The following is a 14028-nucleotide window of genomic DNA, read 5'->3' as shown; positions in this document are numbered from 1 at the left end:
TGATTGCGATCATCTCGAAGTTGCTGGGCGGCTTTCTGGGTGCGCTGTCGCTGGGCCGCATGAGCGCCACCATCGTCGGCTTCGGCATGGTGCCGCGTGGCGAGGTGGGCGTGGTGATCGCCAGCCTCGGACTTGCCGCCGGGGTATTCAGCGATCAGATGTACGCGATCATCGTGGCGATGTCACTGCTCACGGCGATGGTGACGCCGCCGATTCTGGCGTGGCTGTTGAAGCGGTCGATGAAGGCGGCGGTGACGGAAGTGCCGAGTGCATGACATAGCCGCTGGGACGACGTTGAAGCGAAACCCAGCAACGTTCGATCGCTGATCCAGACACCCTTCAAGTCACTGGACCCCGGCATTCGCCCGGGCGACGAAATAGATAATGCACGGAGAGCTACGGCTATCCTTCCAGCCCGGAATGCTCAGCCGGCGCTTTCTTCTGCCCACGCATCAACACCGCATACAACACCGGCATCACCAGCAGCACCAGCGGCACCTGCACCGTCATGCCGGCGATGATCGCCACCGCCAGCGGCTGCTGCATCTGGGAACCTGTGCCCAAGGCCAAGGCAAGCGGCAACAGCGTGAGAATGGCCGCGATGGTCGACATCAGGATCGGGCGCATGCGATGCCGGGCGGCTTCCTGCAAGGCTTCGTGCAACGGCATGTCGTGGGCGACGGTTTCCAGTTCGGAGAAATAGAAGATCGCCACTTCCGTCACGATGCCTACGATCATCGTCATGCCCATCATCGCGGAAATGTTGAGTTCGATGCCGGTGAGCCACAAGCCGGTGAACACGGCGCCGATCGCCAGCAAGGGCATCAGCATGATCACCAAGGCGGCGCGGAAGCTTTCGTACAGGAACAGCAGCAGCGTAAACACCAGCGCGATGGCGGCAAGCAACACCACTGTCAGGCCACGGAAGGCCTGCTGTTGCTGCTGATACAGACCGCCGAGTTCGTAGTACATGCCCTTGGGCAACAGGCCGGGCTTGGCAAGCATCGCTTTCACGTCGTTGATGACCGAGCCCATGCTGCGCCCACTGATGCGACCGGTGACGGCCACCATGCGCTTCAAATCGTTGCGGGTGATTTCCGGTTGCCCCTGGACGATCTGCACCGTCGCCACCTGCGACAACGGCAGCAGATGGCCGTCCGCCGCGCGAATGGGTAACGCCTCCACCTGCTCCAGACGCTTGTAGGAAGCCATCGGCAAGCGCACGCGCACGCCGACCATCTTGCTGCCTGTCGGGAGCTGGGTGGCCACGACGCCATCCACGGCGGCAGCGACCTGCTCCTTGACGGCCGCCGGGTCGAGCCCCTGCAACGCCGCCTTGGCCGGATCCACCGTCATGACCAGCGCATCGCCCGCCGGATTGATGCCGTTGAGCACGCCGTTGACGCCGTTGATCTTGCCCAGCGCATCGGCCACGCGTTGCGCGGTATCGTTGAGCTCGGCGGGGTTGTCGCTGTAGAGCTGGATCTCGATCGGCTCTGGTACCGCGACCAGGTCGCCGATCATGTCTTCCATCAGCTGCGAGACATCCACATCCAGGCCCGGCACTTTTTCTTCCACTTCCTGGCGGATGTCGTTCATCACCTCTTCGGTAGAAGGGCGCGAGCCGTTTTTCAGGCGAATGAAGATATCGCCGGTGTTGGCTTCGGTCAGCGCATCGCCAAGCTGCAAACCGGTGCGGCGTGAATAGGTATCCACGTATGGATTGGCGCGGATGATCGTTTCGACCTGGTTGAGCAGGCGCCCGGTTTCCTCCAGCGACGTACCCGGCTTGGAAATGTAGTCGAAGGTAAAGCCGCCCTCATCCATCGCCGGCATGAAACCGGTACCCACCCGGCTGAAGGCCAGCGCGCCGATACCGAGCAGCGGCAGCACGAATAGCAGGATCCAGATCGGTCGCTTCAGCCAGCGCTGCAGCAGGTTTTCGTAGCCGTGCTTGAGCCGTTGCGACAGTGCGCCACCCTCATGGTGGGTGATGTGCCGCTGGTCCAACAGACGCTCCGACAGCAGCGGCACTACGATCCAGGTCAGCAGGTAGGAGATCACCAGCGCGCTGGCCATGGTGAGCGACAAGGCCTTGAAGAAGGCGCCAGTCACGCCGGTGAGAAACGCCAGCGGCAGAAAGATCACCACCGTCGCCATGCTGGAACCGGTCAACGGCCGCGTGAACTCCCAGGCAGCGCGTCCGATGTGTTTCTTAATATGGCCGGTTACGCCATGCAGCCGGCGCATGATGTGTTCCTGCATCACGATCACGTCGTCGATGATCAGGCCGACCGCCGCCGCCATGCCGCCGAGCGTCATCATGTTGAAGCTCATCCCCAACACGCGCAGCAGCAGCACGGTGATGGCCAGCACGCCCGGCACCACCAGCATGGCAACGAAGATCACGCGCGTATTGCGCAGGAACAGGAACAGCACCAGGCCCGCCAGCACGATGCCGATCAGGATGGCATCGCGCACGCTGCCCGCCGCCCCGGTCACCAGTTGCGACTGGTCGTACCAGTTGGCGATCTTGACGCCGGCGGGCATGTGCGGCGCGTAGTCCTGCAAGCGCTGCTTCACGTCACGCGCAATCTGCACGCTGTTGCCGTCCGGCTGCTGCATGATCTGGAACAGCACCGCATCCTGGCCATCGGCCGTTACGCGTATCCATTGCGGTACGTGGCTGAGCGTGACATCGGCGATGTCACCCAGGCGCACGATGCCGTGGCTACCGGCCCGCACCACGATCTGGCGCAGCGCATCCACGGTGCGTGGCTGGTTCTGCGCCAGCAGCAGGTACAGCTTGTAGTGATCGGAAACGTGCCCCATCGCTTCGATGGTGGCCGAGCGGCTGACGGCATTGGCCACGTCGACCAGGCTGAGGTCCTGCGCGCGCAGCCGGTTCGGATCGACGTCGGCATGGAATTCCGCGATCTCGCCACCCTGCACTTCCACGCGCGCCACGCCAGGAATGCCGCTAAGCAAAGGGCGCAGCTGGTATTGCGCCAAGTCGTACAAGGCGCTCGGCGATAGCGTGTGCGAGCGCAGGCTGTAGCCCAGCATAGGGTAGGAACTGGGGTCCATGCGCCGCGTAATGAGCTGCGTACCGGCCGGTAGTTCAGGCAGTACCTGGCTGGCCGCGGCGCTGATATCGCCGAACGCGCGGCTCATGTCGGTGCCCCAGTCGAACGTGATTGACACGTCCGCGCTGCCGCGGCTGGTGGTCGAGCGGATGTTGCGCACGCCGGGCACCCGGCGCAATGCCGTCTCGATCGGCGTGGTTACCGCGACCGCCATCTGGTCGGCGGGGCGATCGCCCGCATCGAGCGAGAGCATGATGCGCGGGAACTGCACGTTCGGAAACAAGGCCACCGGCATGAAGACGGCACTGGCAACACCGCCGATCGTAAGAATTACAACGAGGAAGAGCAGCGAGCGCCAATGTCGCTGGATCCAGGCAATGTTGTTCACTTGGCGGATTCCTGCTGATCCGCTGGCTCATCGTGCTCGCGCACGGCATCCCCATCGTTGAGTTCGTAGTTACCGCTAGTGATGACACGCATCGTGGCGTCCAGCGGACCTTGCACGCCGACGGTAGCGCCGGCCGGATGCTTCAAGCTGACATCGATGCGCTTGGCGTGGTCGTGATCGGCGATGAACACATAAGCGCCCTTGTCGTCCTGCAGCACCGCATCGCGCGGCAGCGCCCAAGCGGTATAGCTGGTGGTGTCGATGCTCGCCTGTACGGCCGAACCGGCCACCAGCACGTTGCCGGCGTCCGGCGGCAAGCTCACTTGCAAGGGCAGCAAGTGCGTTTGCGCGTCGACCGCGTGACCGACCACATCGAGACGGCCGTGCAGGACGCCGCTAGCGCCGTAGGCACCTTGCACATCGACCGGCATACCCGCCTTGAGGCGGGCGCCATCTTCCGGTTGTGCACCAAGGCGCGCGACCAAGGCCTGTGCGGGCGCAAAGCTGAGCAGTGCCGCGCCCGCCTGGAAGCGATCGCCGAGGTTCACGTTGAGCGCCGTCACTACGCCATCGGCCGGCGCGCTGATGGTTTCTTCGGCCGTGCCGCCACCGAGTGCGCGCTGCGCATCCAGATTGGTCTTGGCATCATCCAGCGCTTTACGCGCGCCAGCGAGCTGCGATTGCGTGGCCAGGTGCTGCGCGGCCATCTGTTCGGTGCGCTTGAGTTCGCCGCTGGCCAGATCCAGCGCGCTCTGCGCCTGCAAGAAGGCGTTGCGCGCCACCGGATCGGGCGCGATGCGCAACAACGCCTGCCCGCGCTGCACGGATTGTCCGGCCGCGACGGCCAACGCCGTCACCAGGCCGCCATGGCCCAGGCTGATGGTGCTGGCGCGATGCGGATCGCCCGCGGCGACACCCCACACCTGGACGGTGTCGTGGAAGGGCTGGCTGACCGGCGCCGTGGTCGTGATCAGCACGGAGCCTTTCACGTCCGGAGCATCACCATCGTCGGCAGCGCCGCCTTTGCCGCAAGCGGCCAGTGCAGCCAGCATCAGTGCCGCCAGCGCGGCACGCGTAAAGGCAAGTCGATTCATAGTCTTGAGGTGGACGCTGTGGACGGTTGAAGATCGGTGCTGCCGAGCAAGGCTTCCAGTGCAATGGCTTGCTGCGATTGCTGGTCGCGTGCGGCAATGGCATCCATGTCGGCGCTGAGTGCATTGGCGCGAATGGACAGATACGTCGGCCAGTCGAGCAGGCCTTTGTGCCAGGCGCTTTCAGCGGATTGGCTTGCTTGATCCAGGCGCTGGGCCTGCGCCTGCGATTGCTCGCGCTGCCTGGCGAGCGTGTCCTGGTCGAGCATCAGCTGGCGGATGTCGTTGTGCGTGGCCAGCACACGGCTTTCGTAGTCATCCTTCAGCTGCTGCCGCGTCGCTTTTTCGATGGCGATGTTGCCGCGATTGCGATCGAACAACGGCAAGGTCACACCGATGTTGATGCCCCACGAAGGCACGCCGGAGTTGTCGCTCTGGCGGTCCGGACCGAACGTCAGCGCGGGAAATTGTGCGCGGATCGCGCCGCGCAAGGTCGCCTCCTGCGACTTGTAACCGGCCTGCAGGGCCAGCAGGTCCGGCCGCCGCCGCGGCAGGTCGGCCAGCGCGGTTTCCACTTGCCCGGGTGTAGGCGAGGCCTGGAACGGTTCCCCGATCAAATCCAGTGGTGCATCCGGCGCCAGTCCAAGCAGCAGGCGCATATCGCGCTCCGCCTGGTGCAGTTGCACGGTGCAATAGGACAGCCGCTGGGTGACATCGGCATAGGCGTTCAAGCCGGCGCTGGCGGCATCGTAGGTGAGGTTCCCTTGCTGCAGCGCCTTGCGCACATAGCCATCCACCGGCGCCAGCGCGGCCTGCTCTGCGGCAAGCCGCTGCTGCTGCTCGCGCAAAGACGCCACCTGGTTGAACAACTGGCGTGCCTGGGCAATGGTCTGCCACTCCGCCCAGAGCAGGTCCAGGTTGACCTGGTCGGCTTGCGCGTTCGCCGCGGCCTTGCGGGTGGAGCGCAACAGCAGGCTGGCGATGTCCTCGCTGATGCCGAAGACGGAGGAAGTGCGGTAGCCCGGAATCGGGTGCGTCAGGTATTCCTGGTTGATGTTGACTTGAGGGTCCGGCAGCAATCCGGCCTGGAAGGCCTGGGCGCGTGCGATTCCCAGTTGGTCGCGCATCTGCTTCAGGTCCGGACTGTTGGCCACCGCCAGGATCGCCACATCGGTCACGTCCATGCCATGGGAGGGATCGAACCGGTGGGAACGCAGCGCCGGCAGCGGCATGGTCGAGGTATCGGCCGAAAGCTGCGACACCGTCTTGGCCCCCTGCCCAGTACCCAGCGGCAAGGGCGAGTAGGTGGCGCAGGCGGCCAGGCCCACCACGCATGCCACCAGGCCCAGCCGCAGTGCGCGGAGGGGGCGATGATCAAGCGGTAAATCCTTGCGAAGCAACTGCACCTGCAAATCTCCCTCTTGGATCTTGTCTCCAGGACACAAGCTACCGGGCTTGGCTTAGCTCACACTTTGCCTTTGCTTAGCCCATTCTTTGGATTGTCAAGATCCTCGCGTCACTGCCGATATGAATCCATCTGGCCGAATGCCGGCATCGGCATCGGCAAAAATTGTGCCCAAGACGGAGTTTGCTGCATAAATGTGACGTACGGCTGCCTGATCCTCACCAAGACTCACGCAAACTTCACGGCCCGCATTGTTTTATTCTTAAGCTAATCTGGCGAGAAATAGCGGGACGACGCCAACACGCTTGTGAATTCATTTTTGCAGGGGAAAACGCATGGGGAAGCGCTGGTGGACTAACGACTGGCTACTGCAGGTGGGGGTTGCGGTCGGCTACGGGCTTCTTTATTTCGCAGTAAATCCAGTTTCTACTGCGCACTGGCCCCTGCATGCCGGCATCCGCTTGGCCTGCCTCCTTTTGATCCCTTATCGGTATTGGCCTGCGCTGTACATTGGCGAAGCGGTATCCAACGCGTACGAAGTGCTTCCTTGCACGAACCTGGGTACGGCGTGGATCGCCTTCCGTTGCATTCCACCCTTTACTGTCGCCATGCCCATCGTATGGTGGTGCCGCAGTAAATTTCCGCCGCTTCCATCCAGATCGGAACATGTGGTGGACATCAAGGCTCTGCTCACTTGCATCCTGCTTGTCTCGCTAGGCACCATGGCCTATAGCTGGACGGCTGCCTGCTTCTTGAACACGGTGAAAAACCCGCTTGCCATACTGTCATGGCTCTATGACTTTTTCTTTGGTCCGTACCTTGCCATCGTTTCCGTGGTGCCAGGGGTAGTGATGGCGTGGCTCGATTACCGGCCGGGCCATTTGCGCGAACAAATAAATAAAACCTTGGCCAGCCGTTTGACGCTTGATGCCGTCGCGTTGCTGGTTCCAGCTGTTGGCTTGCTCGGTTGGCTACAGCAGACCGGCGACGAACAAACCCGCCTTGCGGCAACCGTTTCCATGGTCCTGCCGATGGCGTGGCTGACGCTGAAACACGGCTGGCGGGCAGTTGCGGTGAGCGCACCGTTGGTGATCGCGTGCATTTCGATCGCGATCCCGCCTGAAGATGCCCCCTCTGCCGAACTCTATTCGACCATGCTGTTTCTGACCATCACGGTCACGTGCTTGTTTGCGCTTGGCGCACGCATCAGTGTCCAGCTCGAGAAAGAAGAGGAAGAGCGGCTTACCGTGCTGAACGTGCAGCGCGTCGCAAGGCAAAGTCTGCAGCTTAGCGAACAGCGCATGCGGCAAACCTCCCAGGCGCTGGAGTATCTGGCGGGCACCCTGCACATCACCAACAGCCGTTTGCTGGAGCAGATGCGCAGGATCGTGCCGAACATCGAAAGCCATGCTTTCTACAAGCAGGCGCTGAACACGCAGAGCCAGGTCTACCGTCTTGCCGAAAGCATGCACCCGGTGGCGTGGCGCGAGCGCGGCTTGCCGGCGGCGCTCAATGAAACGGTCGCGCGCGCGCTCGACGAGGCCGGCATTGCCTATCGTTGCGAAATTAGCGGACGCGGATTCAGCCGTCTTGCCCCTTCGATTCTCACCGCCACCTACCGCACGGCGTGCGAAGCGGTGGTCTATGTGACCTCCAGGCTAGCCTGCACTCGAGTCAACCTGATACTGCGCGGCGGGGAAACCAACGGAAGGCGCTGGGTAGTACTTCGCGCGGAAGGTGTGCTGGAGGAAACCGGCGTCGCCAGCGCGGTGTATCACTCCGATGAACGCAAGCGGCTGGCTGCCAAGCTCGGCGCAAGCATGCTGGATATCCCAGAAATGCGCGACCAAGTACGCATCTTCGACGGCTTGCTGCATGTACGCATGCCGGCAAACCGGCTGCAATTGACCGCACTACTGCATGATGCCGCCGCCCACGAGGAGCAAAGAGAGATGCCTCGCCTTGCTCCCCCCGTGCGGCTATGGGTGAAATAACCTCACTGCCCACCACCGCCGCTGCATGACATACCTGTGCAAGCCGTTTGAATGGTGAACTTTGTCGTCCCGTTGCTTTGCGGCGTCGCAGTCACCGTGGTGGCGCTGTCCTGATAAACCGTCTGCGCAGCACCCGAAGTTGTACTGGGCGACGCTGACGTCGTCGAGCTCTGCGCAGGCGTCGAAACGTTCTGCGCATCGACACCCACCGGCAACACGATCGAGGTGCCATTGGCGGTACCCACCGCCGCATGCACGGTGCCGTTCAAATCGTTGACCTGGATGTACTGGATGCCATTCAACATAAACACGTACACGTGCCAGTTCGGACTGGCGCTTACGTCTGCAGCGTTCGGCCAGGATTGACCAAGCCCAGTCGCCGGTGCGGCGGTCTGGGCAAAAGCCGTTGAGGTTACGCAAAGAGCAGTCAGGCCGGCGAATGCTGCTTTACGGACAAAACTTCCTTGACGATGGGACATGGGCTTCCCCTGGGTGAATGGTAGTTCGCCTACCGGGAGTCGAAATGTAGCAGGCGGATCGTGGATAGGTTGAAGAATTCTTTTGCTTGCCCGGCGCATAATTCAGCGGCCCGATAAGGGCGGCAATGCTTTCACAGTTTCTTGACTGTCTACTCCGTGTTGGCATCCATTTGAATCGTGGCAAGCTCTCCCGGCCGAGATCACGCAGGTTGGCGATGAGCGCAAGCGAATCCCAACATTGCCATCCCAAAAGTAGCGGCAGGATTCGACACCGCCCAATCAACATCGCATCAACATACTCAGGTCGACGCAGAGACATGCGATGACCTTTGGCACTCGTTGCCGCATACCCAAATGCTAGCCTCCTCCCGTCAAGATCGCGCCACCGGCGACATGCGGGGAAGTGTCATGGCAAGCACCGTGATCGACCAATCCCAGCGCACCGCCGCAAGGGTCGCGGGTTTTCTCTATTTGCTGCTGATGGCATGCGGCGTGTTCGGCGAATTCAACGGCCGCGGCAGCATGATCGTGGATAACGATCCGGCGAAAACAGCCGCGCAAATCGTCGACCATCTACTGCTGTTCCGCATAGGCATGGTGAGCGATCTGGCGGCCTTTACCGGCGACATCGCCATGGCAGTCGCGTTGTACGTACTGCTTCGGCCGGTCGGCAGGCATCTGGCCTTGCTTGCGGCATTCTGGCGAGTGGCGGAAGCAGCGGTGCTCGGCGTGATTACGCTCAACAGCTTCACCATGCTGCAATTGCTGACCGATGCACGATACGCCACAGTGTTTTCAAGTCAGCAACTGCAAAGTCTCGTCTGGCTTTTCAATGACACGCACGATGCCGGCTACAACATCGGCCTGATCTTTCTATCGCTGGGCTGCATTGTTTTCAGCTGGCTGTTTTTCAAATCCCGCTATATACCCTGGCTACTGGCAGGATTCGGCTTGCTGGCCTATGTGGTGATGCTGGCGGGCACGATCGCCGCCATCGTCTGGCCTGATAATCCCATGGGCGATAATTTCGATACGCCCGCAGGCATCTATGAAATCGTCATCGGTTTTTGGTTGCTGCTGCGCGGCGTCGGACGTCCATCGAGTCGTAACATCCCGGCCACTGCGCGTTGATGATGTCCGCTTCATCCAGGCGTATCTCAAGCCGTCAGACTTTCGGAGGCGATATGAAACATCAGCTTTTCACCATCACCGTGCTGATTGCTGCACTCGTTTCTTATAGCGTCGGCATGACTGGCGGGGGCTGGGCTCTCTTCGTTGCAGGCGCCGCGTGCGAACTCTGGTTCTGGGCGCGCATCCTTCGGCGTCGCAGTTTTTCCAAGTCATTCGCAACTCGTGCTCATCGTTAAGCCGCATCCACTTAAGCATGGATGCTGCATATCACGATGCGGTGGCGATTCGGCAGTAGCCCGGAACAGAGCCAAGGATTTAGTACCGCCAGCGCAGCAGAAAAAAAGCGCCACAAGGGCGCTTTCATTCTTCATTCGCAATGGAGGCCAGGGTCGGAATCGAACCGGCGTACACGGCTTTGCAGGCCGCTGCATGACCACTCTGCCACCTGGCCATTGCGCTAGACCGCAACCTTAGCAGGTCGGGCTTCGCTTGAAAAAACAAAACCCCGGCTCACCGAGGTTTTGCTTGAATCTGGAGCGGGAAACGAGACTCGAACTCGCGACCCCGACCTTGGCAAGGTCGTGCTCTACCAACTGAGCTATTCCCGCGTCGGAGCGGATAACTATAGCAGAATCAGGTCCAATGTGAATAGCCCGTGCCGGCCCTGATGAACACGGCTGGGCATCTTCATCCGGCGATTCCCGGTAAGTTGAACGGATTGAATTTTGCTTGAGCAACCGCGTATTGCCCCAGTCAGCGCACGGCTTGCCTTGCATGTGTTTCCGCGCCCAGGAAGACTGTGCTCGTGACTACTCCCGCCCTCTATCTTGATGACCTGTCGCAGCACCGGTCCCGCGCATGACCTGGTCTCCAGACGCCGCCCTGCCGTTGTATCGCATCCTCCTGGATCATCGCCAGGTGCAGCTGCCGCCTGCTTTTGCGCTGCCCTTCGATGTGGCGGCCCACGATGATGCCGCCTTCGCCCAGCATGGCATCGCCTGTCCGGCATCCATTGCGCGCAGCGTGCGCAAACGGCAGGCGGAATTCCTGGCCGGCCGCCTGGCGGCGCGTGCGGCGCTTGCGGCCTGCGGCGCGCCGGATGCCGAGTTGGCGATAGGATCGGCGCGCCAGCCGGTATGGCCGCGGGGTTATCTGGGCAGCATTTCCCATACCGGCAACCTGGCCGTGGCGATTGCCCTGCCATCGTCGCAGTTGCGTGGCATTGGCATCGATCTGGAACACGTAGTGAGCCCGGCCACCCTGCACGCGCTACGCACCACCGTGGTGGACGACGATGAAAGGAAACGATTGACCGAGGCCGCCCTCGTTCAGGGGTGGCCGGTGGTGCTTACCGCGGTGTTCTCGGCCAAAGAGAGTTTCTTCAAGGCCAGTTTCGCCACTGTCGGACGGCTGTTCGACTTCCATGCCGTGCGCGTGCTGCGCTTCGACACCGACAACGGCGATATCGAGGTGGAAGTGGTCGAGCGGCTGGCCGAGCCGTTCATGCCGGCGACGAGGTGGACGCTTCGCTATCAACGCTTGAACACGCAGACGCTGCTCACGCATATGGCGTGGTGAGAATCGTCGTCCTCGACGCACACCTGACTGCGAGGAAGCCCTCTCCATCGAACGATATACGCGTTGCGCGCGGCTTCATCACCCATGGTTGCGGGCACGAAAAAAGGGGCTTGCGCCCCTTTTTTCAAGCATCCGCGGATATCCGCGAATCGATATTTGGAGCGGGAAACGAGACTCGAACTCGCGACCCCGACCTTGGCAAGGTCGTGCTCTACCAACTGAGCTATTCCCGCATTGGAGCCGCGCATTTTAGCGACTGAAACGAAACCGTCAAGCGTTCTTGTCCTGGTCCGGTGCGGACCGGGCCGCGGCCATGGCGTCTTCGTGCAGCGCCGGCCAGGCGGCGCGCAGGTAGTGCAGGCCCGACCAGATGGTGAGCACGCCGGCCAGCACCAGCAGGCCCTCACCGATGTGATACAGGCGCAAGGCTTCGGCCTCCTTTTCGTGCTGCAGGATCAGCACGATCAGGGCCACCATTTGCATCACGGTCTTCAGCTTGCCGATGAACGCCACGCGCACCGTGGCGCGCATGCCGACCTCGGCCATCCATTCGCGAAGGGCGGAAATGCTGATCTCGCGGCCCACGATGATGGCCGAGGTCACCGCCATGACGATGCCCGACCAGTCGCCGCGGTGCGATGCCACCAGCAGGAACAGCGTCACGGCCACCATCAGCTTGTCCGCAACCGGGTCCAGGAAGGCGCCGAACTTGGAGGTCAAGCCCATGCGGCGGGCCAGATAGCCATCGAGCCAATCGGTGACGGCCGCCAGGGCGAACACGATGGCAGCGGTGATGTTGTGGCCGCGAAACGGCAAGTAGAACACCAGCACCATCACCGGCAGCAGCGCTACGCGGAACAGCGTCAGCCAGGTCGGTAGATTGATGCGCATGGGCTCCTTCCAATAGGGGTGCAGTGTCTCATGAACGCGCGTGATCAGGCATGGAGTGCGTCATAGATACGCTCGGCCAAGCTGCGGTCGATGCCCTTCACTTGCATCAGTTCCTCGACACCGGCCGCTTCCACGCCGGCCAAACCACCGAATGCCTTCAGCAATGCGGTACGGCGGCGTGCGCCGACGCCTTGCACGTCCTCCAGCACGCTACGCTCGCGTGCCTTTTCCCGGCGCTTGCGATGCCCACTGATGGCGAAGCGATGTGCTTCGTCGCGCACCGCCGCCACCAAGTGCAGCGCAGGCGATGTCGGCCCAGGGTGAATCTCGCGGTTGGAGCCGGCCAATACCAGCGTTTCCTCGCCTGCGCGCCGGCCCGGGCCCTTGGCCACGCCAACCACTTCGATGCCGGTGATGCCCAGCTCGCGCAATACGTCCAGCGCTTGCGCCACCTGCCCCGTGCCGCCGTCGATCAGCAGTATGTCGGGCCGGATGCCCTCGCCTTCCGCCACCTTGCGGAAACGACGGGTGAGCGCCTGATGCATGGCGGCATAGTCGTCGCCGGGCGTGATGCCGGCGATGTTGAAGCGGCGATAGTGCGATTTCTCCGCACCTTCCGGCCCGAACACGACGCATGACGCCACCGTGGCCTCGCCGCGCGTGTGGCTGATGTCGAAGCATTCGATGCGCTTGGGCGGTTCGTCCAGGCCGAGCACGTTCTGCAGATCATCGAAGCGCGCGCCCAGGGTCTGGCGGCTGGCGATGCGCGAGGTGAGCGAGGCCTGCGCGTTGCGTTCGGCCATCTGCAGGAATTGCGCACGATCGCCGCGCACGCGCGTCTTGATTTCCACCGCGTGGCCGCATTGCTGCGTGAGCACTTCGCTGAGCAGTTGTTCGTCTTCGATCGCTTCGCCGAGGATGATCTCGCGCGGTACCGGCCGATCCAGGTAGTACTGCGCGATGAACTGCGCCAGCACGTCGGCGGGTTCGGCATCCAGCGGCAGGCGTGGATAGAAATCGCGCGTGCCCAGGCTGATGCCGTTGCGGAAAAACAACACGCTCACGCACGCGATGCCCGATTCGATGCGGCAGGCGATCACGTCCATGTCCGCCGTCGCGCCTTGCACGTGGTTCTGCGCGTGCAGCTTGCGCAAGGTGGCGATCTGGTCGCGCAGGGCGGCGGCGCGTTCGAAATTCAACGCAGTGCTGGCCTGCTCCATCGCGGCGACCAGCTCGTCGATCACCGCGCTGCCGCGGCCTTCCAGGAACATCTCGGCATGGCGCACATCGTTGCGGTAATCCTCGGTGTTGATCAAGCCTACGCAGGGGCCGGTGCAGCGGCCGATCTGGTATTGCAGGCAGGGCCGCGAACGATTGCGGAAATAGCTGTCCTCGCATTGACGCACTTTGAAAAGCTTTTGCATCAGGTTGAGGCTTTCGCGCACGGCGAAGGCGCTGGGGAACGGACCGAAGTAGCGTCCCGGCTGATTGCGCGCACCACGGTGGAAGGCCAGGCGCGGGTAGTCCTCGCCCCCGGAGAGATAGATGTACGGATAGCTTTTGTCGTCGCGCAGCAGGATGTTGTAGCGCGGCTTCAGTGCCTTGATCAGCTGGGATTCCAGCAGCAGCGCCTCGGCCTCGGTGCGGGTGACGGTGATTTCGCAACGGGCGATCTGCGACACCATCGCCGCGATACGCGGCTCCATGCGCGGCTTGAGGAAGTAGCTGCTGACACGCTTCTTCAGGTTGCCCGCTTTGCCGACGTAGAGCAGCGCCCCATCCTCGTCGAAATAACGATAGACGCCGGGCGAACTGGTAAGCGTGCGAACAAAGGCCTTGCCGTCGAAGGCCGGTGGGGAGACGGGCTGCATAGTTCCAATTCTAGCCCGTTTGCCGGGGCCGGATATTCAGCCGGCGCGCAGGCGCTCGATCAGCCTTGCCACACCCTGTTCGGCGAGTTTTACCGACTCGACGAAACCGGATTG

11 protein-coding genes and 3 tRNA genes are annotated in these 14028 nt (G+C 62.3%); 5 read left to right on the top strand and 9 right to left on the bottom strand.

Annotated elements, in window-relative coordinates; genetic code table 11:
* Window positions 1–275, top strand: a 275-nt coding sequence (locus VMA74_RS06060; protein ID WP_325365739.1) for a cation:proton antiporter, incomplete at its 5' end; no start/stop codon positions are given.
* A gap of 127 nt (window positions 276–402) precedes the next feature.
* Here the strand turns inward: VMA74_RS06060 and VMA74_RS06055 are convergent.
* The 3 genes from VMA74_RS06055 to VMA74_RS06045 are packed head-to-tail and all read right to left on the bottom strand — an operon-like array spanning window position 403 to window position 5971.
* Window positions 403–3474 (bottom strand): efflux RND transporter permease subunit, encoded by a 3072-nt coding sequence (locus VMA74_RS06055; RefSeq protein ID WP_325365738.1) that lies wholly within the window; start codon window positions 3472–3474, stop codon window positions 403–405.
* A complete protein-coding gene (locus tag VMA74_RS06050; protein WP_325365737.1) occupies window positions 3471–4568 on the bottom strand; it encodes an efflux RND transporter periplasmic adaptor subunit in 1098 nt (365 codons plus the stop codon). The genes VMA74_RS06055 and VMA74_RS06050 overlap by 4 nt, the downstream gene beginning before the upstream one ends.
* Window positions 4565–5971 carry a TolC family protein gene (locus VMA74_RS06045; protein ID WP_325365736.1) on the bottom strand — a complete coding sequence of 469 codons (1407 nt, stop codon included), beginning with the start codon at window positions 5969–5971 and terminating at the stop codon, window positions 4565–4567. The genes VMA74_RS06050 and VMA74_RS06045 overlap by 4 nt, the downstream gene beginning before the upstream one ends.
* Before the next feature lie 334 nt (window positions 5972–6305).
* Here VMA74_RS06045 and VMA74_RS06040 point away from each other — a divergent pair, with 334 nt between their 5' ends.
* Window positions 6306–7964 (top strand): MASE1 domain-containing protein, encoded by a 1659-nt coding sequence (locus tag VMA74_RS06040; RefSeq protein WP_325365735.1) that lies wholly within the window; start codon window positions 6306–6308, stop codon window positions 7962–7964.
* Between the two features lie 2 nt (window positions 7965–7966).
* Here VMA74_RS06040 and VMA74_RS06035 read toward each other — a convergent pair whose 3' ends face one another.
* Window positions 7967–8275 (bottom strand): hypothetical protein, encoded by a 309-nt coding sequence (locus VMA74_RS06035; protein WP_325365734.1) that lies wholly within the window; start codon window positions 8273–8275, stop codon window positions 7967–7969.
* Between the two features lie 576 nt (window positions 8276–8851).
* Here VMA74_RS06035 and VMA74_RS06030 point away from each other — a divergent pair.
* Together VMA74_RS06030 and VMA74_RS06025 are read left to right on the top strand one after the other, a co-directional pair.
* Window positions 8852–9574, top strand: coding sequence for a DUF4386 domain-containing protein (locus tag VMA74_RS06030; RefSeq protein ID WP_325365733.1), 723 nt, complete (start codon window positions 8852–8854; stop codon window positions 9572–9574).
* A gap of 53 nt (window positions 9575–9627) precedes the next feature.
* A complete protein-coding gene (locus tag VMA74_RS06025; RefSeq protein ID WP_325365732.1) occupies window positions 9628–9810 on the top strand; it encodes a hypothetical protein in 183 nt (60 codons plus the stop codon).
* A gap of 141 nt (window positions 9811–9951) precedes the next feature.
* Here the strand turns inward: VMA74_RS06025 and VMA74_RS06020 are convergent.
* Window positions 9952–10025: transfer RNA gene (locus VMA74_RS06020), tRNA-Cys, on the bottom strand.
* A gap of 81 nt (window positions 10026–10106) precedes the next feature.
* A tRNA-Gly gene (locus VMA74_RS06015) sits at window positions 10107–10182 on the bottom strand.
* 250 nt (window positions 10183–10432) lie between these two features.
* Here VMA74_RS06015 and VMA74_RS06010 point away from each other — a divergent pair.
* Window positions 10433–11152: a 4'-phosphopantetheinyl transferase family protein gene (locus VMA74_RS06010; RefSeq protein WP_325365731.1), complete on the top strand. Its 720-nt coding sequence runs from the start codon at window positions 10433–10435 to the stop codon at window positions 11150–11152.
* Between the two features lie 157 nt (window positions 11153–11309).
* On the opposite strand, the gene VMA74_RS06005 is transcribed toward VMA74_RS06010, so the two are convergent.
* The 3 genes from VMA74_RS06005 to uvrC form a co-directional block, all read right to left on the bottom strand.
* A tRNA-Gly gene (locus VMA74_RS06005) sits at window positions 11310–11385 on the bottom strand.
* 37 nt (window positions 11386–11422) lie between these two features.
* A complete protein-coding gene (pgsA, locus tag VMA74_RS06000) occupies window positions 11423–12043 on the bottom strand; it encodes a CDP-diacylglycerol--glycerol-3-phosphate 3-phosphatidyltransferase (protein WP_325365730.1) in 621 nt (206 codons plus the stop codon).
* A gap of 44 nt (window positions 12044–12087) precedes the next feature.
* Window positions 12088–13914 (bottom strand): excinuclease ABC subunit UvrC, encoded by a 1827-nt coding sequence (uvrC, locus tag VMA74_RS05995; protein WP_325365729.1) that lies wholly within the window; start codon window positions 13912–13914, stop codon window positions 12088–12090.
* Window positions 13915–14028 lie beyond the last annotated feature (114 nt).

It is taken from the genome of Dyella sp. (genome assembly GCF_035508675.1).
GTDB lineage: Bacteria > Pseudomonadota > Gammaproteobacteria > Xanthomonadales > Rhodanobacteraceae > Dyella_B.
Note: the sequence above shows the minus strand (reverse complement) of the source record. Positions and strands in the feature narration are given on the sequence as shown.

What these genes read in the sequence shown, in the direction of transcription:
- VMA74_RS06040 (WP_325365735.1), top strand. Translation starts at nt 6,306, where the DNA reads ATGGGGAAGCGCTGGTGGACTAACGACTGGCTACTGCAGGTGGGGGTT.
- uvrC (WP_325365729.1), bottom strand. Translation starts at nt 13,914, where the DNA reads ATGCAGCCCGTCTCCCCACCGGCCTTCGACGGCAAGGCCTTTGTTCGC.
- VMA74_RS06030 (WP_325365733.1), top strand. Translation starts at nt 8,852, where the DNA reads ATGGCAAGCACCGTGATCGACCAATCCCAGCGCACCGCCGCAAGGGTC.
- pgsA (WP_325365730.1), bottom strand. Translation starts at nt 12,043, where the DNA reads ATGCGCATCAATCTACCGACCTGGCTGACGCTGTTCCGCGTAGCGCTG.
- VMA74_RS06050 (WP_325365737.1), bottom strand. Translation starts at nt 4,568, where the DNA reads ATGAATCGACTTGCCTTTACGCGTGCCGCGCTGGCGGCACTGATGCTG.
- VMA74_RS06010 (WP_325365731.1), top strand. Translation starts at nt 10,433, where the DNA reads ATGACCTGGTCTCCAGACGCCGCCCTGCCGTTGTATCGCATCCTCCTG.
- VMA74_RS06025 (WP_325365732.1), top strand. Translation starts at nt 9,628, where the DNA reads ATGAAACATCAGCTTTTCACCATCACCGTGCTGATTGCTGCACTCGTT.